Below are 23,460 nucleotides of genomic sequence, written 5' to 3' on the forward strand. Positions count from 1 at the left end.
TTTACGGTGAAGGTGGAAACATGGACGAGCTTTACATCCTTGGCTGTTTATTCCTGGTTTTTGCGCTGCTGGTTGCGCCCGTGCTTGCGGTTATCGGGTTTAATCGAAGTACGGCAGCGCGGCAGGAGATAGCTCTGCTGCGCCAGCGCATTGAGGCGCTTGAGCAGCGCGGCGTGTCTGAGAACGCGCCGGAACCGGTGCAGACCGCCGCGCCGGAGGCTGTTACCGCGCCGATAGTGGAGGAAGCTCCCGCGGCTGTTGACCCCTGGCGCCCCGATATTTCCGCTGCCGTGGCAGAACCCGCTCTGGCGCCTGCGCCAGCGGCAAAACAGCCTTCAGCCTTTGGCGGCATCCTGACGTCGCTTGCGCGCTGGTTCATGCAGGGCAATCCGCTGGCGAAGCTTGGCATTCTGCTGCTCTTCCTCGGCCTCTCTTTTCTGCTGCGCTATACCGTCGAACATTCCCTGTTCCCGCTTGAGCTGCGCCTCGTGGCAACGGCGCTGTTTGCCGTTGTTCTGCTGGCGATTGGGTGGCGGGTGCGGCACAGGCAGCGCGTCTATGCGCTGATCCTCCAGGGCGGGGCGACCGGCGTGCTCTACCTGACGGTGTTTGGTGCATTCCGGCTCTGGCAAATGTTGCCGATGACGCTGGCCTTTACGCTGCTGGTGGTGATTTGCGCGGCGAGCGTCGGGCTGGCGGTGCTGCAGAAGGCGCTGAGTCTTGCCATGCTGGCGAGCCTTGGCGGATATCTCGCGCCGCTGCTCTTATCTACCGGGGGCGGCAGCTTTGTCGCACTTTTCTCTTTCTATCTTCTGCTGTCCATCGGCATTCTCGCGATCAGCATCTGGCAGCACTGGCGCGAGCTGAACCTGCTCGGGCTGCTGTTTACGTTCGGCGTGGGCGGCCTGTGGGGGCTGAATGACTACCAGCCTGAAGACTATTGGATCTGCCAGCTGTTCCTGATTGCCAATACGCTGATATTCGGCGTGCTGAGCGTGGCGCTGTCGCTGCGGGCGCAGGAGAAAGGGAAGCAGATTATCGACGGCGTGCTGCTGTTTGCCCCGCCGCTGGTTGGTTTTGGAATGCAGTACGGCATGACGCAGCACTGGGACTATGGCCCGGCGCTGAGTGCCCTCGGATATGGTGCTTTTTATCTTACCCTCGCGTTCCTCGCGCTGCGTCGCTACCCCTCCCTCGGACGACCGCTGGTCATGGCGGCGCTGGCGATCGGCGGCGGGTTCGCCACGCTCGCCATTCCGCTGGCGCTGTCGGCTCGCTGGACGGCGATGGCCTGGGCGCTGGAGGGGCTGGGGATTCTCTGGCTGGGCGTGCAGCAGCATCAGCGTCGCATGAGCTATAGCGGGACGGCGCTGCTGCTGCTGGCGCTCGGCAGCGCGCTGTGGGCACAAACGGACGGCGTTACGGCGCTGAGCCTGTTCCTCATCTTCGCCATCCTCAGCCTTTGCTGGCTGGCTGCGGCCTGGCTGTGGCGGACTCTCTTCCTGCCGGTCAGCTGGGCGCTGCTGGCAGGCGGGCTGCTGTTCTGGATAGTGGCGCAGCTGGGCGCGTCGCAGCTGGTACTGACGAAGGAATTACCGATTCTGGCGGGCGTGCTGACGCTGACGGCGGCGTCGGTCTGGGGCTGGCGGCAGGTGGCTGCTAGCCTGACGTGGCGGGAGCTGGACGCCAGCAAATGGCTGCTGTGGCCGGTTATGCTGCTGATGGTGGGTTATCAGCTCTGGCATCAGCAGATCGTTACCGCCGGCTGGTCAAATCTGGCCTGGTGCGTTGCGCTTCCTGCCGCGCTAATGCTGTTGCGGCGCGATGGTGAAAGACTCCTGCCGCGTATCGCGATGGGGCTGCATTTGTCGCTGTTCTTGATGATTTTGCTGGCGCTGGCCGCGGAGCTTTACTGGTTTGCCCGGTCTCTGCCGTGGGGAATGGCGGCCTGGGGAAGCGGATTAGCGATGGCCGCAGGTGGCGGGATTATTATGGCACTTTCTGCAGCCGTACGGCGTCGCGTGTGGCCGTTCCGGGAGTGGCCTGCGCTCTATGCGTGTCTGGCACCGATCCCTGTCGTCGTGGCGCTGCTGGTATTGCTGGTGGTGACCAATTTCCAGGACGGCGTGGCCTATCGTCAGACCTGGCTGCCGCTGGTGAACCCGCTCGAGGAAGGTGCTGCGTTCGCGTTGCTGGGGCTGGTGGTCTTTTATCGGGGGGGGGATCGCTACTACCCGTCATGGCTTGCGCAAGCGCGCCCGTGGCCTGCCGTCGCGATTATGGCGTTTGGCTTCTGGTGGCTAAACGGTGTGCTGATGCGCGCCCTGGCCTGGTACGGCGACGTGGCCTGGAATATGGCATCGCTGTGGGATTCGCGGCTGATCCAGACAAGCTTTGCCCTGTTCTGGATGTTGAGCGCGCTGGTGGTCATGATCCATGCCACCCGCAGGGCTTCCCGGCAGGAGTGGCTTTGCGGTGCCGCGCTGCTGGGTGTGGTGATGGTGAAACTGATGCTGGTGGACAGCGCGGGCGGAGGCGGTCTGTCGCGCGCGGTGGCGTTTATCGGCGTGGCGATACTGGTACTGATAGTGGGCTATTTCTCGCCGCTACCGCCAAAAACAGGAGATGAAAAATGAAATGGATGAAAGCGGTTGCGTGTACCGTGCTATTGGCGCTTTCCGGCCCGGCGTTCTGCGACGAAGTACCAACGGAATCGCCCCGTGACTATGCCTTTGGTCGTTCAATTGACACGTCCGTTCCTTCCCGGTGGTATCGGGTAATGCTGCCGCTTGCCGTCTATGAGCAAAGCACGTCGCCGGATCTGCACGATGTCCGCGTCTTTAACCAGTCGGGTGAGCCGGTTCCCTTTAGCCTGATCGCCGCGACGCGCCCGCAGGCGACAGCGCAATCCACGGCGCTGCGCCTCTTTCCGCTTGACGCCTCGCCGATCGCGGCTGCCTCAGACGCCGGTGACAGCGATAAGATCCGGCTCCGTTCCCGAAACGGCATTGAGATTGTGCTGGAGGGGCAAAAAGCCGCCGCGGCCGGGCAACATTACCTGCTGACCCTGCCGGAGCAGACGACGGGTGAGCTGGCTATATCCCAGCTGCAGCTCCTCTGGAATACCCATGAGACGCCGTGGCAGGGGACGGCGTCGGTCTATTACAGCGAGGATCTCAAGCGGTGGTATACCCTGCGCGAGGATATGCCGCTGCTGGACGTCGTCAGCGGTCAGGATCGTCTTAAGCTCGATCGGCTCGATACCGATACGGTTTTATCTCCCGATGCGAATCGCTATCTCATGGTGGTGCTGAATACGCAGAGCCAGGGGGTAACGTTGACCGGCGTAAACGCAATCAGCGCACCTGCCCAGGCGGCCCCGGAAGAGATTAGTCTTGAAGGGGAAGGTGAGCAGCTATCGACAAGTGAAGCTCAGTGGCGCTGGGCGCGCCCGCAGCCGCTGAGTGCTGTCAGCATCTCGCTGAACGGCGATGGCGTTCTTCCCGTGGAGATCGCGTGGCGCAGTACGGAAAAAGAGGCATGGCATCCCCTGAAGAAAGAGGTGATTTACCGTCTGGAGGGGAAAACGTCCGGACCGGTTTCGCTTAGCGGGGGCCTGGTGCAGGCAGTGAAAATCACGACGCTGAATGCGCGTCTGCCAGAATACCTGCCGAGCGTTACGGGGCATCGCGACCGCTATGATCTTGTGTTCAACGCGCAGGGGAAAGCGCCGTACGTTCTCGCATGGGGCAACGGTGCCGCAAAGCCTGCCAGCGTGGAGCCTGACATGCTGATCCCAGCCGACCTGCGCAAGACCTATGATATGGCGAACCTGCCGCAGGCCGATATTGTGGATGATGTCGCGTTGGGCGGCGAGGGGCGGCTGAACGCCACCTCTGCAGGTGAGCGGGCGAGCTGGCTGAACGCCCTGCTGGTATGGGGCGTACTGATTGCGGGCGTGATCCTGCTGGCGGGCATGGCCTGGCGCATCTGGCGAGAGACGCAGCGTAAGGCATAAAAAAAGGCCCGCTTAAGCGGGCCTTTTTCGTAAACCGTGCCGATTACAGGCTGGATACGTTCTCAGACAGGTATTTAGCTACGCCGTCTGGGGAAGCAGCCATACCTTCTTTACCTTTTTCCCACTGAGCCGGGCACACTTCGCCGTGCTCTTCGTGGAACTGCAGCGCGTCAACCATGCGCAGCATTTCGTCGATGTTACGACCCAGCGGCAGATCGTTCACAACCTGGTGGCGAACGATGCCGTTCGCGTCGATCAGGAAGGAACCGCGCAGCGCAACGCCAGCGTCCGGATGTTCGATACCGTAAGCCTGCTGGATTTCGCGTTTGATGTCCGCAACCATTGCGTATTTCACCGCACCGATGCCGCCTTTGTCGACAGGGGTGTTACGCCATGCGTTGTGTACAAACTCAGAGTCGAAGGAGACGCCAACAACTTCCACGCCACGCTTCTGGAATTCTTCATAACGTTTATCGAATGCGATCAGCTCAGACGGGCAAACGAAAGTGAAGTCCATTGGCCAGAAGAACAGAACGGTCGCTTTACCGTTGGTGTGCTGTTTGAAGTTGAAGTTTTCAACGATTTCACCGTTGCCCAGAACTGCTGCAGCTGTAAAATCCGGAGCCGGACGAGTTACCAGAACCATATGATTCTCCTGTAGATACTAAGGTTATTTGGAACGCAACGCGAGCCAGTATAGAGAGTGTGCATGGATAAGACAAAGAGGTGGTGACAATCGTTCCGCCAGCTTTTACCTATCAATGTGAATTCTGTTACAGCTGTTTGTTTTTCGCCTGCACCATCATGCGCGGATAAAACTGCCAGAAACGCGTTTCAAGCGCATCGTAATGTTCATCCAGGTCATACCAGGAATCCCGCAGCGCATCCAGGCGCGGGCGACGGCTCGCCATCCCATTCAACACGTTCTGAATGAAGTCCATCTCGCGATAACGCTCCAGCCAGCGTTCTGACCACAGATAGTTATTCAGATTCACAAAGCGCGGCGGCGAGTCGGGCAGAATGATCGACACCTGCTGGTGGGCATAGCGCACAAACGCCGGCAAGGGCATCTCCGGCGACAGCTGTTCCCAGTGGCGCGACAGAAAGTGATCCCACATCACGTCAAGCGTGATCGGCGCAACGCGGCGCGTTTCAGGGCGGAACCACGCTTTGGCTTCCGTCACTTCCGGCAGCTTATCCGTCAGCACGTCGATGCGGCGGTGCATAAAAATCCCGTCGACAACCTCAGGGGAGTAGTCCTCCGCGGGGTTGCCGCGAACGAAATCGGCCAGCAAATTGCCGGAAAGGGAGCTGTCAGAGAGGTGTGCGAGATGCAGGTGAGCGAGAAAATTCATGCGTTTTATTTGTCCGGGGGCGGCTAGTTGTTGCAGCAAAAGGGTGTGAGCACTAGACTATGCCGCCTGTTTTTAAGTCACGAGTATACGTCATGCGCGTCGCCGATTTCTCATTTGAACTACCTGAATCCCTGATTGCTCATTATCCCATGCCTGAGCGCAGCAGCTGTCGCTTACTGTCACTGGATGGGCCAACGGGCGAGCTGACGCACGGTACTTTCACCGATTTGCTCGACAAGCTCAACCCTGGTGATCTGCTGGTCTTTAACAATACCCGCGTGATCCCGGCGCGCCTGTTCGGCCGCAAAGCCAGCGGCGGCAAGATTGAAGTGCTGGTCGAACGTATGCTCGATGATAAACGTATTCTGGCACATATTCGCGCATCTAAGGCGCCAAAGCCGGGCGCGGAGCTGCTGCTGGGCGATGATGAGAGCATCAAAGCGACCATGACCGCGCGCCACGACGCGCTGTTCGAGGTGGAGTTCAACGACGAACGCACGGTGCTCGATATCCTGAACGCCATCGGCCACATGCCGCTGCCGCCGTATATTGAGCGTCCGGACGAAGAGGCTGACCGCGAGCTGTACCAGACCGTCTACAGCCAGAAGCCTGGCGCCGTCGCTGCGCCGACCGCGGGCCTGCATTTTGATGAGCCGCTGCTGGAGAAACTGCGCGCGAAAGGCGTGGAGATGGCGTTCGTGACGCTCCACGTGGGTGCGGGAACCTTCCAGCCGGTGCGCGTGGACAGCATTGAAGACCACATCATGCACTCTGAGTATGCCGAAGTGCCGCAGGACGTAGTGGACGCGGTGCTGGCGGCGAAAGCGCGCGGCAGCCGCGTCGTGGCGGTTGGTACGACGTCCGTGCGCTCACTCGAGAGCGCCGCGCAGGCAGCGAAGAACGGTCTTATCGAGCCGTTCTTTGGCGATACGCAGATCTTTATCTACCCGGGCTATCAGTACAAAGTAATTGACGCGCTGGTGACCAACTTCCATCTGCCTGAATCGACGCTGATTATGCTGGTTTCCGCGTTTGCCGGTTATCAGCACACTATGGCGGCCTACAAGTCTGCGGTAGAACAAAAATATCGCTTTTTTAGCTACGGGGACGCGATGTTTATCACGTACAATCCGCTGGCTTTGAATGAGCGTGTCGGGGAATAAGTCCGCGGCACCGTTTTACAACGTTGGACTGTTTTTCTGACGTCGGAGAAAAAATGAAATTTGAACTCGATACCACCGACGGTCGCGCGCGTCGCGGTCGCCTGGTGTTTGATCGCGGCGTGGTGGAAACCCCCGCGTTTATGCCTGTGGGCACCTACGGCACCGTAAAAGGGATGACGCCGGAAGAAGTTGAAGCCACGGGCGCACAGATTATCCTCGGCAACACCTTCCACCTGTGGCTGCGTCCGGGTCAGGAGATTATGAAGCTCCACGGCGACCTGCACGATTTCATGCAGTGGAAAGGCCCAATCCTGACCGATTCCGGCGGCTTCCAGGTCTTCAGCCTGGGCGATATCCGTAAGATCACCGAGCAGGGCGTTCACTTCCGTAATCCGATCAACGGCGATCCGATTTTCCTCGATCCGGAAAAATCGATGGAGATTCAGTACGATCTCGGATCTGATATCGTGATGATCTTCGACGAATGTACGCCATACCCGGCCGACTGGGATTACGCCAAGCGTTCAATGGAGATGTCTCTGCGCTGGGCGAAGCGCAGCCGTGACCGCTTTGACTCCCTGCAGAACAAAAATGCGCTGTTCGGCATTATCCAGGGTAGCGTTTACGAAGATTTACGCGATATCTCGGTTAAAGGTCTGGTAGAGATAGGTTTTGATGGCTACGCTGTCGGCGGTTTGGCTGTGGGTGAGCCGAAGGAAGACATGCACCGCATTCTGGAGCATGTCTGCCCGCAAATCCCGGCGGATAAACCACGATACCTGATGGGCGTGGGGAAACCGGAAGATCTGGTTGAAGGCGTACGCCGCGGCATTGATATGTTCGACTGCGTCATGCCAACCCGCAACGCGCGTAACGGCCATTTGTTCGTTACCGATGGCGTGGTGAAAATCCGTAACGCGAAGCATAAGAGTGACACCAGCCCGCTCGATTCTGAGTGCGATTGCTATACCTGTCGCAATTATTCTCGCGCGTATCTGCATCATCTCGATCGTTGCAACGAGATTTTGGGCGCGCGTCTCAATACCATTCATAATCTTCGTTATTATCAGCGCTTAATGGCTGGTTTACGTAAGGCTATCGAAGAGGGTAAATTAGAGAGCTTCGTGACCGATTTCTACCAACGTCAGGGGCGGGATGTTCCACCGTTGAACGTTGATTAATTTTAATAATGAGGGAATTTGAATGAGCTTTTTTATTTCTGATGCGGTAGCGGCAACAGGTGCTCCAGCGCAGGGCAGCCCGATGTCTCTGATTCTGATGCTGGTTGTGTTCGGTCTGATCTTCTACTTCATGATCCTGCGTCCACAGCAGAAGCGCACCAAAGAGCACAAAAACCTGATGAACTCCATTGCGAAAGGCGATGAAGTGCTGACTAACGGTGGTCTGGTCGGTCGCGTAACCAAAGTTGCTGAAAATGGCTACATTGCTATCGCCCTGAACGACACCACTGAAGTGGTCATCAAACGTGACTTCGTAGCTGCCGTTCTGCCGAAAGGCACCATGAAGGCGCTGTAATCCCAACTTTTCCCAAAGGGAACTGCCGTGTTAAACCGTTATCCTTTGTGGAAGTACATCATGCTGGTCGTCGTGATTCTCGTCGGCCTGCTGTACGCGCTTCCCAACCTGTATGGTGAGGATCCGGCTGTTCAAATCACTGGCGCGCGCGGTGTCGCCGCCAGTGAGCAAACGCTGATCCAGGTCCAGAAAACGTTACAAGAAGAAAAAATTACCGCTAAGTCTGTGGCTCTGGAAGAGGGCGCAATTCTTGCTCGCTTCGACACCACCGACACGCAGCTCCGCGCTCGCGAAGCGCTGATGGGCGTGCTGGGTGACAAATACGTCGTGGCGCTTAACCTTGCCCCTGCAACCCCGCGTTGGCTGGCTGCGATGAAAGCAGAGCCAATGAAACTCGGTCTTGACCTGCGTGGCGGCGTTCACTTCCTGATGGAAGTGGATATGGATACCGCGCTCGGCAAGCTGCAGGAACAGAATATCGACAGCCTGCGCAGCGATCTGCGTGATAAAGGCATCGCTTACACCACCGTGCGTAAAGAAGATAACTACGGCATGAGCATCACGTTCCGCGACAGTGCGGCGCGCGATCAGGCTGTAGATTACCTGACCCAACGTCACCGTGACCTGGTAATCACCTCTCAGGGCAGCAACCAGCTGCGCGCGGTGATGACCGATGCGCGTCTGAAAGAAGCGCGTGAATATGCCGTTCAGCAGAACATCAACATTCTGCGTAACCGTGTAAACCAACTGGGTGTGGCCGAGCCGCTGGTACAGCGTCAGGGTGCTGACCGTATCGTGGTTGAACTGCCGGGTATTCAGGACACCGCGCGTGCGAAAGAGATTCTGGGTGCGACCGCAACCCTGGAATTCCGTCTGGTGAATACCAACGTTGACCAGTCTGCTGCCGCTTCTGGCCGTATTCCGGGTGACTCCGAAGTGAAACAGACCCGCGAAGGTCAGCCGGTTGTGCTGTACAAACGCGTGATTCTGACCGGTGATCACATCACCGACTCCACGTCGAGCCAGGACGAATACAACCAGCCGCAGGTTAACATCTCGCTCGATAGCGCGGGTGGTAACATCATGTCTAACTTCACCAAGGACAACATCGGTAAACCGATGGCAACCCTGTTCGTGGAGTACAAAGACAGCGGTAAGAAAGATGCAAACGGTCGTGCTGTGCTGGTGAAAGAGGAAGAGGTGATTAACATCGCCAATATCCAGTCTCGTCTGGGTAACAGCTTCCGTATTACCGGCATCAACAACCCGAACGAAGCGCGTCAGCTCTCCCTGCTGTTGCGTGCCGGTGCGCTGATTGCGCCAATTCAGATTGTTGAAGAACGTACCATTGGTCCAACTCTGGGTATGCAAAACATCCAGCAGGGCCTGGAAGCGTGTCTGGCCGGTCTGGTGGTCTCTATTCTGTTCATGATCTTCTTCTATAAGAAGTTTGGTCTGATTGCGACGTCCGCGCTGATTGCGAACCTGGTGCTGATTATCGGCATCATGTCCCTGCTGCCGGGGGCGACGCTGACCATGCCGGGTATTGCGGGTATCGTTCTGACCCTTGCGGTGGCGGTCGACGCCAACGTACTGATTAACGAACGTATCAAAGAAGAGTTGAGCAACGGTCGTTCTGTTCAGCAGGCGATTGACGAAGGTTATAAAGGCGCGTTCAGCTCTATCTTCGATGCGAACGTAACAACACTGATCAAGGTTCTTATCCTGTATGCAGTGGGTACCGGCGCTATCAAAGGCTTTGCGATTACAACCGGTATCGGTGTCGCAACGTCAATGTTTACCGCTATTGTCGGCACCCGTGCCATCGTGAACCTGCTGTACGGCGGCAAGCGCGTCAAAAAGCTGTCTATCTGAGGAGTGCGTTGTGGCACAGGAATATACTGTTGAACAATTGAACCACGGCCGTAAAGTCTGGGACTTTATGCGCTGGGACTACTGGGCCTTCGGCATTTCAGGTTTCCTGCTGATTCTGTCCATCGTCATTATGGGCGTGAAGGGCTTTAACTGGGGGCTCGATTTTACCGGTGGTACGGTAATTGAAATCTCCCTGGAAAAACCGGTCGATATGGACCAGATGCGCGAATCGCTGCAGAAAGCGGGCTTTGAAGAGCCGCTGCTGCAGAACTTCGGCAGCAGCCGCGACATCATGGTACGTATGCCGCCGGTGCACGATGCCAACGGCAGCCAGGAGCTGGGCAGCAAGGTTGTTAGCGTGATTAACGAAACAACCAGCCAGAACGCGGCGGTTAAGCGTATTGAGTTCGTCGGCCCAAGCGTGGGTGCTGACCTGGCGCAGACCGGCGCGATGGCGCTGCTGGTGGCGCTGATCTCCATCCTGGTGTACGTCGGTTTCCGCTTTGAGTGGCGACTGGCGGCCGGTGTGGTTATCGCCCTGGCGCACGACGTGGTGATCACCATGGGCATACTGTCGCTGTTCCACATTGAGATTGACCTGACGATCGTGGCATCACTGATGTCCGTTATCGGTTACTCGCTGAACGACAGTATCGTGGTATCTGACCGTATTCGTGAAAACTTCCGTAAGATCCGTCGCGGTACGCCGTACGAAATCTTTAACGTGTCGTTGACCCAGACGCTGCACCGTACCTTGATCACCTCCGGTACTACCCTGATGGTGATCCTGATGCTGTTCCTCTTCGGTGGTCCGGTACTGGAAGGCTTCTCGCTGACCATGCTGATTGGTGTCACCATCGGTACGGCGTCGTCTATCTACGTTGCGTCCGCCCTGGCACTGAAACTCGGCATGAAGCGCGAGCACCTGCTCCAGCAGAAAGTCGAGAAAGAAGGGGCGGATCAGCCGTCCATTCTGCCGTAAGGCGACGTTTAGCGCGTTATCGAAATCCCGGTCGGTTGACCGGGATTTTTTTTTATCTGCTCCTGACAAACACTCCTGACAGTATGCTGTCAGGAGCCCTGTCGTAGACTCCGTCTGAACCCAAACAACAGGCAGGAGGATGTATGAAAAGCGTCATTAACTGGTTTGAAATTCCGGTCTCGGATATGGATCGCGCCATCAAATTTTATGAGCCCGTGATGCAGCTTGCGCTGCGTTGCGAGAAAATGGACTGTGCGGAGCTGGCCGTTTTCCCGCATGAGGATCCGGGTACCGGAGGCGCACTGGCAAAATTTGACGGCGTTACACCGTCTTTGCAGGGCGCTATTATTTACCTGCATACTGACAATCTGGCGGCCACGCTCGATCGCATCGCCTCTGCGGGCGGCGAGTGCGTGTTTGGCCCGCTGGAACTGCCGCATGGCATTGGCACTATCGCCTTGTTTACCGACAGCGAGGGCAACCGCGTCGGGCTCCATCAACCTGCCTGAGAGCGGACAAAGTTATGACCCGACGCGCTGACCGTTTGTTTCAGATTGTGCAGATCCTGCGGGGCAGGCGTCTGACAACGGCAGCGCATCTCGCGGACCGGCTTGGCGTCTCCGAGCGTACGGTATATCGCGATATCCGCGACCTGTCGCTTTCCGGCGTGCCGGTGGAAGGTGAGGCGGGGAGTGGATATCGGCTGATGTCGGGCTTTGACCTGCCGCCGCTGATGCTGACAAATAAGGAGTCCGAGGCGTTGATCGTCGCGATTCGCCTGCTCAAAACCTGGGGTGGGGAATCGCTGTCGCGCGAGCTGGAGTCGGCTCAGGAGAAGGTGCTGGCTATCCTGCCCGAGGAGAGCCGCCGAAAGGCGGAGCAGACGCGGATCTACGCCCCGGATTTTTGCATGCAAAGCCACTCCCGCAGCGATTTTGACATGATTCATCAGGCGATTTCCGCCCAGCTCGTGCTGGCGCTGCATTACCGTGATGAAGCCGGACAGCTGTCTAAACGTGAGGTTCAGCCGCTGGGGCTATTCTTCTGGGGAGAGCGCTGGCTGCTGGCTGCGTGGTGTGAACGGCGCGATGACTATCGCTGTTTCCGGCTCGACCGATGCCTCAATATTGTGGCTACGGAAAGGCGGTTTAGCGAGAGCGCGGACAGGTCTCTGGCGGATTTTTTGCGGAAGGTGAAGCAGTAAAAAGCCGGGTGGCGGCTACGCCTTACCCGGCCTACATTTGGGTCGCAGGCCCGGTAAGCGTAGCGCCACCGGGCGAAACCCACACTGATTAGAAGTTGTAACCTACAACCAGGTAACCACCCCAACCGGTAGAACGGACGTTTTCTTTCATCCAATTCAGGTCGGCGTCGTCGTTCCACTGACCGCCGTTGTGCCAGTAACGCGCCACTACAGAGTAGTGCCAGTGATCGTAGTTCAGCGCCAGGATGTGGCTGGAGGCGATGGAGTCGTTAGTACGCTGTTTAATACCGTTCTCTGCGTAACCGCTCTTATCTCCCAGTTCTGAACCCCAGTCGAAGTTGGTGAAGCCGATGTAGCTCAGGTTACCGCCCCACAGCTGAGTGATTGGTACAAAGTATTTCACTTTGAAACGGTAGCCATCCCACTCATTCTGGTTTTCTGCACCGTAGTTCTGCCACTGGTATTTCGCGTAAACGTTCAGGGACAGGCTCATTGGCAGGCCGGTGTCGATGTCCGTACCCAGACCCATATACCAGGTGCTCTGACGACCGGACTCGTTGCGGCCCATGTCGTAGATATAGTTGTTCGCGAAGTACCACTCTTTGAACGGACCGAAGCTGAGGTCGGTGCCGGTCAGCTTGTCGATGGAGAAGCGTGGTTCGATTTCCATGAACAGAGGGGAGCCGTGGTTCCAGATACCTTTAGCCTGAGAGTTACCGCCGAAGAAGACCGGTGCATCCATGTAGCCGTAGAAATCAAACCAGTCTTTCTTGGCGAATGCTTCGTACTCCAGGTAGGTATCGTTGCGGATCTGTGGTCCGAAACGGGTGTGGTAGCTGCCGACGACGTTAACGCTCTGGTGCCACCAGTCGGAGAGGTATTGTGGTTTATCGTTTTCCGCTGCGTTAACAGTGAAAGAGGAAGAAAGTGCCAGCACGGCGCCAGCTGCGAGTAATGTTTTTTTCATAATCATGCCACTGATTGAAATTCCCTTTCGGGAGTGAAAAATGCGCGAATTGCGTTTCTAAATATTTCGTGTTTCTGCGGTGCCTATTATAGGAATCCCTGCTCACAAAAATATGTGTTGTTTCACATATCTCTCACACGCGTAATCGATTGCGTTCACGTTTGCGTACTTTAAACGGCCGGGATTGTAGCGGCAATCATTTATGTTGCCAATCCATACGAAATGTAAATGTTAGCGGAGTGACATTTCGCTCCGCTAAAAAGGAGGGGATTAGTGCGCGGCGGGTTGAATGTCGTGAATGCGGATAAAGCCTAACTGTTCCGGCGTAACGCCGCTTAACTGAAGCGGAATATCCACATCGCTTGGTGCTAAAACACTTGCCGGGGCGGTGAAGAGCTGATTCTTCACGTTCACCTCCTGGTAATTCTCCGTTGTGCCCTGGATCTGGCCCCACTCGACGGTGCCGCTGAAGGCCGGAAGCGGATCGTTGGACTCTCCCTGGATGCGTAATGTTGCGTGAGTACCATCTGCGTTCGCCGCTACATTCACCAGAGACATTTTTAGCGTGCCGATCTGACTATTGAGACGCGCAGGCGTATTCGCGCCCGGCAGCAGATAAACCCCGCTGCTGGATTTGGCATTCAGCGCGTTTTGCTGGGTGATTTTCACCGTTTCTTTGTTCAGCTTGTCCATCGCCGTATTGAGCGTATTGACGCTCTGTTTCAACTGACGGACTTCGGTTTGCTGTGCACAGGCGCTAAGGGTGAAGAGGCTCCCCACCAGCAAGATTTTCAGGTAACGTCTTGTCATTGCGTTTATTTCCTTGAAATAACGGATCGCCTTAATGTTAGCCAGCATCATCATGTGAGATATAGATCCTTTGTCTCAAAAAGCTCTTCCTTTGTTGTCAGGCCAGATCAGGGTAAAATGAAAATTAGTTAACCAGATAACAGGGATACCGTATGCATTGCCCATTCTGCTCCGCTGTGGATACCAAAGTCATCGACTCTCGTCTTGTGGGCGAAGGGTCATCCGTACGCCGTCGTCGGCAGTGTCTGGTGTGCAACGAGCGTTTCACAACCTTTGAGGTTGCAGAGCTGGTAATGCCGCGCGTGGTAAAAAGTAACGACGTGCGCGAGCCGTTTAACGAAGAGAAACTGCGCAGCGGGATGCTGAAGGCCCTCGAAAAACGTCCCGTTAGTGCGGACGACGTGGAGATGGCGTTAAACCACATAAAATCTTACCTTCGTGGTTTGGGTGAGCGTGAAGTGCCAAGCAAAATGATCGGCAACCTGGTGATGGAGCAGTTGAAAAAGCTCGATAAGGTCGCCTATATCCGCTTCGCCTCGGTCTACCGCAGCTTCGAAGATATCAAAGAGTTTGGCGAAGAGATCGCCCGCTTACAGGATTAAGCTCATGCAGGATGAGATTTACATGGCGCGAGCCATGAAGCTGGCGCAGCGCGGTCGTTTTACTACCCATCCCAACCCGAACGTCGGGTGCGTTATCGTCAACGATGGCGAGATTGTAGGAGAGGGGTTTCACTATCGGGCGGGCGAACCGCATGCCGAGGTTCATGCGTTGCGCATGGCCGGTGAGAAGGCGCGCGGTGCAACAGCCTACGTTACGCTGGAGCCCTGCAGCCATCACGGGCGTACGCCGCCGTGCTGTGAAGCGTTGATCGCGGCGGGTGTTTCACGCGTGGTCGCATCGATGCAGGACCCAAATCCGCAGGTGGCGGGACGCGGTCTGTATCGCCTGCAGCAAGAAGGCATTGACGTCAGCCATGGTCTGATGATGCAGGATGCGGAAGCGCTTAACAAAGGTTTCCTGAAGCGCATGCGCACCGGGTTCCCGTATATTCAGCTCAAGCTGGGCGCCTCGCTGGACGGCCGTACGGCAATGGCAAACGGTGAAAGCCAGTGGATCACTTCTCCACAGGCAAGGCGCGATGTGCAACGTCTGCGCGCGCAAAGCCATGCTATTCTCACCAGCAGTGAAACCGTTCTGGCTGACGATCCGGCCATGACCGTGCGCTGGGACGAGCTGAATGCCGATACCCAGGCTCTTTACCCGCAGGAGAACCTGCGTCAGCCGCTGCGTATTGTCATTGATAGCCAGAACCGCGTGACGCCGGAGCACCGCATCGTCCAGCAGCCTGGTGAGACCTGGATTGCCCGTACCAAAGAGGATGCTCGCGAATGGGCGGAAGGCGTACGCAGCATTACGGTGCCGGAGCATAACGGCCATCTGGATCTGGTGGTGCTGATGATGCTGCTCGGCAAGCAGCAGGTGAACAGCATCTGGGTGGAAGCGGGGCCAACGCTTGCCGGTGCGCTCTTACAGGCCGGGCTGGTGGATGAACTGCTTGTTTACGTTGCGCCTAAACTGTTAGGTCATGACGCACGCGGCCTGTTTGTGCTGCCCGGCCTTGAAAAACTGGCCGACGCACCGCAACTCAAATTTAGCGAGATTCGTCCGGTAGGTCCGGATGTCTGCCTCCACTTAACGACAGCGTAATTGCTCCTTAAATAGGGAAGCAGTGCGCAAAGTATTATGATAAAATCCGCCCCCCTGCGGGGCCAAATGAACCCGTAAAGGAAGAGTATGAACATTATTGAAGCTGCTGTAGCTACCCCGGACGCTCGCGTCGCCATCACCATTGCGCGTTTCAACAACTTCATCAACGACAGCCTGCTGGAAGGTGCGATTGACGCCCTGAAACGTATCGGCCAGGTTAAAGATGACAACATTACCGTTGTTTGGGTTCCAGGCGCTTACGAACTGCCACTGGCGGCAGGCGCGCTGGCGAAAACCGGTAAATACGACGCGGTGATTGCGCTGGGTACCGTTATTCGTGGCGGCACTGCTCACTTCGAATACGTTGCGGGCGGTGCAAGCAACGGCCTGGCACACGTTGCGCAGGATGCTGAAATTCCTGTCGCATTCGGCGTGCTGACCACCGAAAGTATTGAACAAGCCATCGAACGTGCTGGCACCAAAGCCGGTAACAAAGGTGCAGAAGCTGCACTGACCGCGCTTGAAATGATTAATGTATTGAAAGCCATCAAGGCCTGATTTTTTTGTAAGGGGAATTCCGTGAAACCTGCTGCTCGTCGCCGCGCCCGTGAATGTGCCGTCCAGGCACTTTACTCCTGGCAGTTGTCCCAGAACGACATCGCTGATGTTGAATACCAGTTCCTGTCAGAACAGGACGTTAAAGATGTTGACGTTCTGTACTTCCGTGAACTGCTGTCGGGAGTGGCGACTAATAGCGCGTATCTCGATGGTCTGATGAAGCCTTATCTGTCCCGTCTGCTCGAAGAGCTGGGCCAGGTAGAAAAAGCAGTGTTGCGTATTGCGCTGTTTGAGCTGTCTAAACGTGATGATGTGCCGTACAAAGTGGCCATCAACGAAGCGATCGAACTGGCGAAAACCTTCGGCGCTGAAGACAGCCACAAGTTTGTAAACGGCGTACTTGATAAAGCAGCACCTGCGATCCGTCCCCACAAAAAGTGATCCGCAAACCGGAGTCCTGCATTGCCTGACGGGCGGTGCGGCTCCGGTTTTTTCTTTTATTTGCTGAGGCATAACGTATGGCATGCGGCGAATTCTCCCTGATTGCCCGTTATTTCGACCGTGTCAGAACCTCTCGTCTTGATGTTGAAACCGGCATCGGCGATGACTGTGCACTTCTCAATATTCCAGAAAAACAGACGCTGGCCATCAGCACCGACACTCTGGTGTGCGGCCGTCATTTCTTACCGGATATCGATCCTGCCGATCTGGCGTATAAAGCACTGGCGGTTAACGTCAGCGATCTGGCGGCGATGGGTGCCGATCCCGCGTGGTTAACGCTGGCGCTGACGCTGCCTGAGGTGGACGAAGCCTGGCTTGAAGCTTTCAGCGATGCGCTGTTTGAGCAGCTTAACTACTACGATATGCAGCTGATTGGCGGTGATACCACTGCCGGGCCGCTGTCGATGACGCTGGCGATCCACGGCTATGTGCCGCTCGGTCGCGCCCTGAAGCGCTCAGGCGCAAAACCCGGGGACTGGATCTACGTCACCGGTACGCCGGGCGACAGTGCGGCAGGGCTGGCGATTCTCCAGGATCGCTTAACCGTGAAGGATGCCGACGATGCGGCGTATCTGGTGAAACGCCATCTGCGCCCGACGCCGCGTATTCTGCACGGCCAGGCGCTGCGCGAGCGCGCGAGCTCTGCTATCGACCTCTCTGACGGGCTGATCTCAGATCTTGGCCATATTTTAAAGGCCAGCGGCGTTGGGGCGCGCGTTGATCTGGATCTGTTCCCGCTGTCAGAGGAACTGCTTCGTCATGTCGAACCTGAGCAGGCGCTGCGCTGGGCGCTGTCCGGTGGCGAAGATTACGAGCTGTGCTTTACCGTTCCGGAGCTGAACCGCGGAACGCTCGACGTGGCGTTAGCGCACCTCGGCGCGAAATTCACCTGTATCGGGCAGATCATGCCGGAGAGTGAAGGGCTGAAGTTTGTGAAAGACGGTGCGCCGGTTACGCTGGACTGGAAAGGGTACGATCACTTCGCGTGAGTTTGTACGCTTTGTATTGCCGGGTGGCGGCTCCGCCTTACCCGGCCTACAAAAGATGGGGCTTATTTAAACCCCACCACCGGATGCGGCTGATACGGGGTCTCCAGCTCGGCAACCTGCTCCGGCGTCAGCGTGATATCGACCGCGTTTAACAGTTCGTCCAACTGCTCTTCCCGGGACGTGCCGATAATGGGAGCCGCGACGCCGCGCTTGCCCAGTAGCCATGCCAGCGCTACCTGGGCGCGGGTTGCGCCGGTATCATCGGCAATCCCGGCCAGGCGTTCGGCAATCAGCGCATCGCTGGCCTCTGTTCCTTCATAGAGATTTTTTCCCACTTCATCCGATACCAGGCGAGCCGTGGTTTCCCCCCACGGACGGGTCAGGCGGCCGCGCGCCAGCGGGCTCCACGGGATAACCGCCACGCCCTCCTGGTGGCACAGCGGCAGCATCTCGCGTTCTTCTTCGCGGTAGATCAGATTGTAATGATCCTGCATGGTGACAAAGCGCGCCCAGCCGTGCTGCGCCTGCAGATCCAGCGCTTGGGCAAACTGCGACGCGTGCATAGACGACGCGCCGATGTAGCGTGCTTTACCGGCTTTGACCACGTCGTTGAGCGCCTCAAGCGTCTCCTCGATCGGCGTGTTGTAATCCCAGCGGTGAATTTGCAGCAGGTCGACGTAATCCATGTTCAGGCGCCTGAGGCTGTCATCAATGGAGCGCAGGATCTGCGCGCGAGAAAGGCCCTGCGGCAGGTCACCCACCGGGTAGTAGACTTTAGTAGCGACGACAACGTCATCCCGACGGGCAAAATCGCGCAGGGCGCGGCCGACAATCTCCTCGCTGCTGCCGTCGGAGTAGCTGTTGGCGGTGTCAAAGAAGTTAATGCCGCCCTCGATGGCGCGTTTGATAATCGGACGGCTGCTCTCTTCCGGCAGCGTCCAGGCGTGGTTCCCCCGATCGGGCTCGCCAAAGGTCATGCAGCCCAGGCAAAGTCGGGAAACCTTAAGGTCCGTTTTTCCTAATGTTGCGTATTGCACGGTTCCGCTCCTGCTGTTTAAACACCAGGTTTAAGCATAGCAGGAGCGGAAAAGGGGAGGGATCAGTCCAGCCAGGCGCGGATTTTAGCTTCGATACCGGCAGCGTCCAGGCCAATCGCCGCGCGGGCTTCGTCCTGGGTACCTTGCGGAATGAAATGATCCGGCAGGCCGAGGTTCAGCACCGGCACGGCTTTACGATTTGCCATCAGTACCTCGTTCACGCCGCTACCCGCACCGCCCATGATGGCGTTTTCTTCCAGCGTCACCAGCACGTCGTGGGCCTCAGCCATACTCAGGATCAGAGATTCGTCGAGCGGCTTCACAAAGCGCATATCCACCAGCGTGGCATTCAGCGTTTCAGCCACTTTCGCGGCCTCGGGCATCAACGTGCCGAAGTTCAGGATCGCCACTTTTTCACCGCGACGCTTAACCACTCCTTTACCAAGCGGCAGTTTTTCCAGCGGCTGAAGCTCAACGCCTACCGCATTGCCGCGCGGGTAGCGAATGGCGCTTGGGCCATCCTGATAGTGGTAGCCGGTAAACAGCATCTGACGACATTCGTTCTCGTCGCTTGGCGTCATGACAACCATATCCGGAATACAGCGCAGGAACGACAGGTCAAACGCGCCCTGGTGCGTCTGACCATCGGCACCGACGATGCCGGCACGATCGATAGCAAACAGAACCGGCAGCTTCTGAATCGCCACGTCGTGAATCACCTGATCGTAGGCGCGCTGCAGGAAGGTGGAATAGATAGCGACAACCGGCTTGTAGCCGCCAATGGCCAGGCCCGCTGCAAACGTCACCGCATGCTGCTCGGCAATGGCGACGTCGAAATACTGGTCAGGGTATTTTCTGGAGAATTCAACCATGCCGGAGCCTTCACGCATGGCCGGGGTGATTGCCATCAGCTTGTTGTCTTTCGCTGCGGTTTCGCACAGCCAGTCGCCGAAGATTTTGGAATAGCTCGGCATGCCGCCGCTGCTTTTTGGCAAACAGCCGCTGGACGGGTCAAATTTCGGCACCGCGTGGAAGGTGATCGGATCTTTTTCCGCTGGTTCGTAGCCACGCCCTTTTTTGGTCATGATGTGCAGGAACTGCGGGCCTTTCAGGTCGCGCATGTTCTTGAGCGTGGTCACCAGACCCAGCACGTCGTGACCGTCAACCGGCCCAATATAGTTAAAGCCCAGTTCTTCAAACAGGGTACCCGGCACGACCATGCCTTTGATGTGCTCTTCGGTACGCTTGAGCAGCTCTTTGATCGGCGGTACGCCGGAGAAGACCTTTTTACCGCCTTCACGCAGCGACGAGTAAAGCTTGCCGGAGAGCAGCTGAGCAAGATGGTTGTTCAGCGCGCCGACGTTTTCTGAAATCGACATTTCGTTATCGTTGAGGATAACCAGCATGTCCGGCTTGATGTCGCCCGCGTGGTTCATGGCTTCGAAGGCCATACCGGCGGTGATAGCGCCGTCGCCAATCACGCAGACGGTGCGGCGCTGCTTATTCTCTTTCTCGGCGGCAACGGCAATACCGATGCCCGCCGAAATGGAGGTAGAGGAGTGGCCGACGCTCAGCACGTCGTACTCGCTCTCACCGCGCCACGGGAACGGGTGCAGGCCGCCTTTCTGACGAATGGTGCCAATTTTATCGCGACGTCCGGTCAGAATTTTGTGCGGATAGGCCTGGTGACCCACGTCCCAGATGAGCTGATCGAACGGCGTGTTATAGACGTAGTGCAGCGCCACGGTCAGCTCTACCGTGCCAAGCCCGGAGGCGAAATGGCCGCTGGAGCGGCTTACGCTGTCGAGCAGGTAGCGACGCAGCTCGTCGCACAGCTTCGGCAGGCTCTCTTTCGGCAACAGACGTAACTCCTGGGTGGAGTCAACTAACGCCAGTGTCGGGTATTTGGCAATATCAAAACTCATCAAAGGCTCATCGAGATATATAGTTTATTTATCACGCTGGATTATATAGTCCGCTAGCGCTTCCAGTGCCGAGGTATCCAGCGATTGCGCAGCCAGCTGATTCAGCGACTGGCGGGCATCGTCAATCAGATCCCGGGCTTTACGTTGGGCTTGCTCAAGGCCCAGCAGGGCGGGGTAGGTACTTTTGCCAAGCTGCTGGTCCGCACCCTGACGTTTACCCAATGTTGCAGTATCGCCCACCACATCCAGAATGTCATCCTGAACCTGGAATGCCAGACCGATACTTTCTGCGTATCTGTCCAGAATCGGCAGGGCTTTGCGCCCTTGTTCACCCGCGCTCAGCGCGCCCAGGCGAACGGCGGAACGAATCAGTGCCCCGGTTTTATGGCGGTGAATACGCTCCAGCTGTTCCAGATTAACCTGACGTCCTTCCGCTTCAAGATCCAGCGCCTGTCCGCCGCACATGCCGGCCACGCCGCTGGCCATTGCCAGCTCGGAGATCATCGCCAGACGGTCGCGGTCAGCCACTTCCGACATTGGCGCGTCGCTCAGAATCGAGAACGCCAGCGTCTGCAGGGCATCACCCGCCAGGATGGCATTCGCCTCGCCAAACTTGATATGGCAGGTGGGTTTACCCCGACGCAAATCGTCGTCGTCCATGGCCGGGAGATCGTCGTGGATCAGCGAGTAGGCGTGGATGCACTCAACGGCGGCTGCCGGAGCGTCCAGCGTGCTATCGCTGATGCCAAACATATTGCCGGTGGCATACACCAGGAACGGGCGCAGGCGCTTTCCACCCAAGAGTGCGCCATAGTGCATGGCTTCAACCAGTGGAGTGTTCTGAAAAGGCTGTGGCGCAATAAAACGGCGCAGGGCGTCGTTGGCGCGTACGACACGCGCCTGAAGCTCGTTGGCAAAATCCATTTACTCGGCGTCCGGTGTGAAAGGCGTGGTTTTCGCGTCTTCGCTGTCGGAAAGCAGGATCTGCACGCGCTGCTCGGCCTGCTGCAGCTTGACCTGCCCCTGGCGCGCCAGCTGCACGCCACGCTCGAATTCGTTGAGCGCCTCTTCCAGCGGGAGATCGCCGCTCTCAAGACGGGTAACAATTTGCTCCAGTTCACTCAGCGCAGTTTCAAAACTGGCCGGTGCGTCGTTCTTCTTCGGCATAGTGAATTGACTCTTATATTCTTCGCCCCGACATGGTAACGGACTCGGGCGGATAAGCAAATAACGCGCAATGTGCACAGGAGCGGCGCGATGGTGGTATACTTGCGCGCCTGGATGCAGCCACGGGTGTGGGCTGCTGTACTCTTTTCCATTACAAGCCTTAACAGGCTTGCCTAAGAAACATTGCCGCCATGAAGTTTATCATTAAATTGTTCCCTGAAATCACCATCAAAAGCCAATCTGTGCGTTTGCGCTTTATTAAAATTCTCACCGGGAACATTCGTAACGTATTAAAGCACTACGACGAAACCCTCGCCGTGGTGCGCCACTGGGACCACGTTGAGGTCCGTGCGAAAGACGAAAACAAACGTCAGGATATTCGCGACGCGCTGACCCGTATTCCGGGGATCCACCATATCCTGGAAGTGGAAGATGTTCCGTTCAGCGATATGCACGACATCTTCGAGAAAGCGCTGGTGCAGTACCGTGACCAGATCGAAGGCAAAACCTTCTGCGTGCGCGTGAAGCGTCGCGGCAAGCACGAATTCAGCTCCATTGAAGTGGAACGTTATGTCGGCGGCGGTTTAAACCAGCACGTTGAAACGGCGCGCGTACGTCTGACCAACCCGGACGTGACGGTGAACCTGGAGATCGAAAACGATCGCCTGCTGCTGGTGAAAGGGCGCTATGAAGGTATCGGCGGCTTCCCTATCGGCACCCAGGAAGACGTATTATCCCTGATCTCTGGCGGCTTCGACTCCGGCGTCTCAAGCTATATGCTGATGCGTCGCGGCTGCCGTGTGCACTACTGCTTCTTCAACCTGGGCGGCGCGGCGCACGAAATCGGCGTTCGTCAGGTGGCGCATTATCTGTGGAACCGCTTCGGCAGCTCCCACCGCGTGCGTTTCGTGGCAATCAATTTCGAACCTGTGGTCGGCGAAATCCTCGAGAAAGTGGACGACGGTCAGATGGGCGTCATCCTTAAGCGCATGATGGTGCGTGCGGCGTCCAAAGTGGCTGAACGCTACGGCGTGCAGGCGCTGGTCACCGGCGAAGCGCTGGGCCAGGTCTCCAGCCAGACGCTGACCAACCTGCGTCTGATCGACAACGTATCTGATACGCTGATCCTGCGTCCGCTCATCTCCCATGACAAAGAGCACATCATCGATCTGGCGCGCGAAATCGGCACCGAAGATTTTGCCCGCACCATGCCGGAATACTGCGGCGTGATCTCTAAAAGCCCAACGGTGAAAGCGGTAAAGGCGAAGATCGAAGCGGAAGAAGAGAACTTCGATTTCAGCATTCTGGATAAAGTGGTGGAAGAAGCGTCCAACATTGATATCCGCGAGATTGCCCAGCAGACCGAGCAGGAAGTGGTTGAAGTGGAGACCGTGAGCGGTTTCGGCGCGAACGACGCGATTCTGGATATTCGCTCTATTGACGAGCAGGATGACAAGCCGCTGCAGGTGGAAGGCGTCGAAGTGGTTTCTCTGCCGTTCTACAAGCTGAGCACGAAGTTTGGCGATCTCGACCAGAGCAAAACGTATCTGCTGTGGTGTGAGCGCGGGGTGATGAGTCGCCTGCAGGCGCTGTATCTGCGCGAGCAGGGCTTTGCGAATGTGAAGGTGTATCGCCCGTAGTTTATTACCGGGGAGTGCGGCCA

General features: G+C 57.1%; 23 protein-coding genes. 15 read left to right on the top strand and 8 right to left on the bottom strand.

All coding sequences use genetic code 11. The annotated features are described in order from the left end of the window. Window positions 1–20 precede the first annotated feature (20 nt). Window positions 21–2,636, top strand: coding sequence for a DUF2339 domain-containing protein (locus KGP22_RS04745; RefSeq protein ID WP_223581422.1), 2,616 nt, complete (start codon window positions 21–23; stop codon window positions 2,634–2,636). Further along, a complete protein-coding gene (locus KGP22_RS04750) occupies window positions 2,633–4,018 on the top strand; it encodes a DUF3999 domain-containing protein (RefSeq protein WP_223581424.1) in 1,386 nt (461 codons plus the stop codon). The genes KGP22_RS04745 and KGP22_RS04750 overlap by 4 nt, the downstream gene beginning before the upstream one ends. A gap of 43 nt (window positions 4,019–4,061) precedes the next feature. Here the strand turns inward: KGP22_RS04750 and KGP22_RS04755 are convergent, their stop codons facing one another. Beyond that, complete coding sequence (locus KGP22_RS04755; RefSeq protein ID WP_008503347.1) at window positions 4,062–4,664, bottom strand: peroxiredoxin; 603 nt, start codon at window positions 4,662–4,664, stop codon at window positions 4,062–4,064. A gap of 127 nt (window positions 4,665–4,791) precedes the next feature. Then, window positions 4,792–5,373: an ACP phosphodiesterase gene (gene acpH, locus KGP22_RS04760; protein WP_223581426.1), complete on the bottom strand. Its 582-nt coding sequence runs from the start codon at window positions 5,371–5,373 to the stop codon at window positions 4,792–4,794. 92 nt (window positions 5,374–5,465) lie between these two features. On the opposite strand from acpH, the gene queA reads away from it, so the two are divergent. From queA to KGP22_RS04795, 7 genes are all read left to right on the top strand, one after another. Continuing rightward, window positions 5,466–6,536, top strand: coding sequence for a tRNA preQ1(34) S-adenosylmethionine ribosyltransferase-isomerase QueA (gene queA / locus KGP22_RS04765; RefSeq protein ID WP_045328322.1), 1,071 nt, complete (start codon window positions 5,466–5,468; stop codon window positions 6,534–6,536). A gap of 53 nt (window positions 6,537–6,589) precedes the next feature. After that, the gene (gene tgt / locus KGP22_RS04770) at window positions 6,590–7,717 is read left to right on the top strand and encodes a tRNA guanosine(34) transglycosylase Tgt (RefSeq protein WP_003859110.1); all 1,128 of its coding nucleotides are present in this window, start codon (window positions 6,590–6,592) and stop codon (window positions 7,715–7,717) included. A gap of 22 nt (window positions 7,718–7,739) precedes the next feature. Next, window positions 7,740–8,072: a preprotein translocase subunit YajC gene (gene yajC / locus KGP22_RS04775; protein WP_003859109.1), complete on the top strand. Its 333-nt coding sequence runs from the start codon at window positions 7,740–7,742 to the stop codon at window positions 8,070–8,072. 27 nt (window positions 8,073–8,099) lie between these two features. Beyond that, complete coding sequence (secD, locus tag KGP22_RS04780; protein WP_111963428.1) at window positions 8,100–9,947, top strand: protein translocase subunit SecD; 1,848 nt, start codon at window positions 8,100–8,102, stop codon at window positions 9,945–9,947. 10 nt (window positions 9,948–9,957) lie between these two features. Continuing rightward, window positions 9,958–10,929 (top strand): protein translocase subunit SecF, encoded by a 972-nt coding sequence (secF, locus tag KGP22_RS04785; RefSeq protein WP_008503342.1) that lies wholly within the window; start codon window positions 9,958–9,960, stop codon window positions 10,927–10,929. 143 nt (window positions 10,930–11,072) lie between these two features. After that, window positions 11,073–11,438: a VOC family protein gene (locus tag KGP22_RS04790; protein ID WP_223581428.1), complete on the top strand. Its 366-nt coding sequence runs from the start codon at window positions 11,073–11,075 to the stop codon at window positions 11,436–11,438. A 14-nt stretch (window positions 11,439–11,452) separates the two neighbouring features. After that, the gene (locus KGP22_RS04795; RefSeq protein WP_223581430.1) at window positions 11,453–12,133 is read left to right on the top strand and encodes a YafY family protein; all 681 of its coding nucleotides are present in this window, start codon (window positions 11,453–11,455) and stop codon (window positions 12,131–12,133) included. A gap of 88 nt (window positions 12,134–12,221) precedes the next feature. Here the strand turns inward: KGP22_RS04795 and KGP22_RS04800 are convergent, their stop codons facing one another. Further along, on the bottom strand, window positions 12,222–13,100 hold the full coding sequence (locus KGP22_RS04800) for a nucleoside-specific channel-forming protein Tsx (RefSeq protein WP_223581432.1): 879 nt from the start codon (window positions 13,098–13,100) through the stop codon (window positions 12,222–12,224). A 270-nt stretch (window positions 13,101–13,370) separates the two neighbouring features. Then, entirely contained in the window at window positions 13,371–13,910 is a 540-nt protein-coding gene (locus KGP22_RS04805; protein WP_223581434.1) for a DUF3251 domain-containing protein, read from the bottom strand. A gap of 152 nt (window positions 13,911–14,062) precedes the next feature. Here KGP22_RS04805 and nrdR point away from each other — a divergent pair, with 152 nt between their 5' ends. The 5 genes from nrdR (at window position 14,063) to thiL (ending at window position 17,668) form a co-directional block, all read left to right on the top strand. Continuing rightward, on the top strand, window positions 14,063–14,512 hold the full coding sequence (gene nrdR, locus KGP22_RS04810; RefSeq protein ID WP_008503337.1) for a transcriptional regulator NrdR: 450 nt from the start codon (window positions 14,063–14,065) through the stop codon (window positions 14,510–14,512). A 4-nt stretch (window positions 14,513–14,516) separates the two neighbouring features. After that, window positions 14,517–15,620, top strand: coding sequence for a bifunctional diaminohydroxyphosphoribosylaminopyrimidine deaminase/5-amino-6-(5-phosphoribosylamino)uracil reductase RibD (gene ribD, locus KGP22_RS04815; RefSeq protein ID WP_223581436.1), 1,104 nt, complete (start codon window positions 14,517–14,519; stop codon window positions 15,618–15,620). A gap of 87 nt (window positions 15,621–15,707) precedes the next feature. After that, window positions 15,708–16,178 (top strand): 6,7-dimethyl-8-ribityllumazine synthase, encoded by a 471-nt coding sequence (gene ribE, locus KGP22_RS04820; RefSeq protein WP_006176874.1) that lies wholly within the window; start codon window positions 15,708–15,710, stop codon window positions 16,176–16,178. Between the two features lie 21 nt (window positions 16,179–16,199). Next, on the top strand, window positions 16,200–16,619 hold the full coding sequence (gene nusB, locus KGP22_RS04825) for a transcription antitermination factor NusB (protein WP_006809908.1): 420 nt from the start codon (window positions 16,200–16,202) through the stop codon (window positions 16,617–16,619). 77 nt (window positions 16,620–16,696) lie between these two features. Next, a complete protein-coding gene (thiL, locus tag KGP22_RS04830; RefSeq protein WP_063453537.1) occupies window positions 16,697–17,668 on the top strand; it encodes a thiamine-phosphate kinase in 972 nt (323 codons plus the stop codon). 62 nt (window positions 17,669–17,730) lie between these two features. On the opposite strand, the gene KGP22_RS04835 is transcribed toward thiL, so the two are convergent. From KGP22_RS04835 to xseB, 4 genes are all read right to left on the bottom strand, one after another. Beyond that, the gene (locus KGP22_RS04835; RefSeq protein ID WP_149366121.1) at window positions 17,731–18,705 is read right to left on the bottom strand and encodes an aldo/keto reductase; all 975 of its coding nucleotides are present in this window, start codon (window positions 18,703–18,705) and stop codon (window positions 17,731–17,733) included. 62 nt (window positions 18,706–18,767) lie between these two features. Then, the gene (dxs, locus tag KGP22_RS04840; RefSeq protein ID WP_149366120.1) at window positions 18,768–20,630 is read right to left on the bottom strand and encodes a 1-deoxy-D-xylulose-5-phosphate synthase; all 1,863 of its coding nucleotides are present in this window, start codon (window positions 20,628–20,630) and stop codon (window positions 18,768–18,770) included. A gap of 24 nt (window positions 20,631–20,654) precedes the next feature. Continuing rightward, window positions 20,655–21,554 (bottom strand): (2E,6E)-farnesyl diphosphate synthase, encoded by a 900-nt coding sequence (ispA, locus tag KGP22_RS04845; protein ID WP_223581438.1) that lies wholly within the window; start codon window positions 21,552–21,554, stop codon window positions 20,655–20,657. Beyond that, window positions 21,555–21,797 (bottom strand): exodeoxyribonuclease VII small subunit, encoded by a 243-nt coding sequence (gene xseB / locus KGP22_RS04850; protein WP_008503331.1) that lies wholly within the window; start codon window positions 21,795–21,797, stop codon window positions 21,555–21,557. A 191-nt stretch (window positions 21,798–21,988) separates the two neighbouring features. Here xseB and thiI point away from each other — a divergent pair, with 191 nt between their 5' ends. Then, entirely contained in the window at window positions 21,989–23,437 is a 1,449-nt protein-coding gene (thiI, locus tag KGP22_RS04855; protein ID WP_111963420.1) for a tRNA uracil 4-sulfurtransferase ThiI, read from the top strand. The last annotated feature ends 23 nt before the right edge of the window (window positions 23,438–23,460 follow it).

Origin of the sequence: Enterobacter sp. JBIWA005, assembly GCF_019968805.1 — a bacterium.
In the GTDB taxonomy this organism is placed as follows: Bacteria; Pseudomonadota; Gammaproteobacteria; order Enterobacterales; family Enterobacteriaceae; genus Enterobacter; species Enterobacter vonholyi.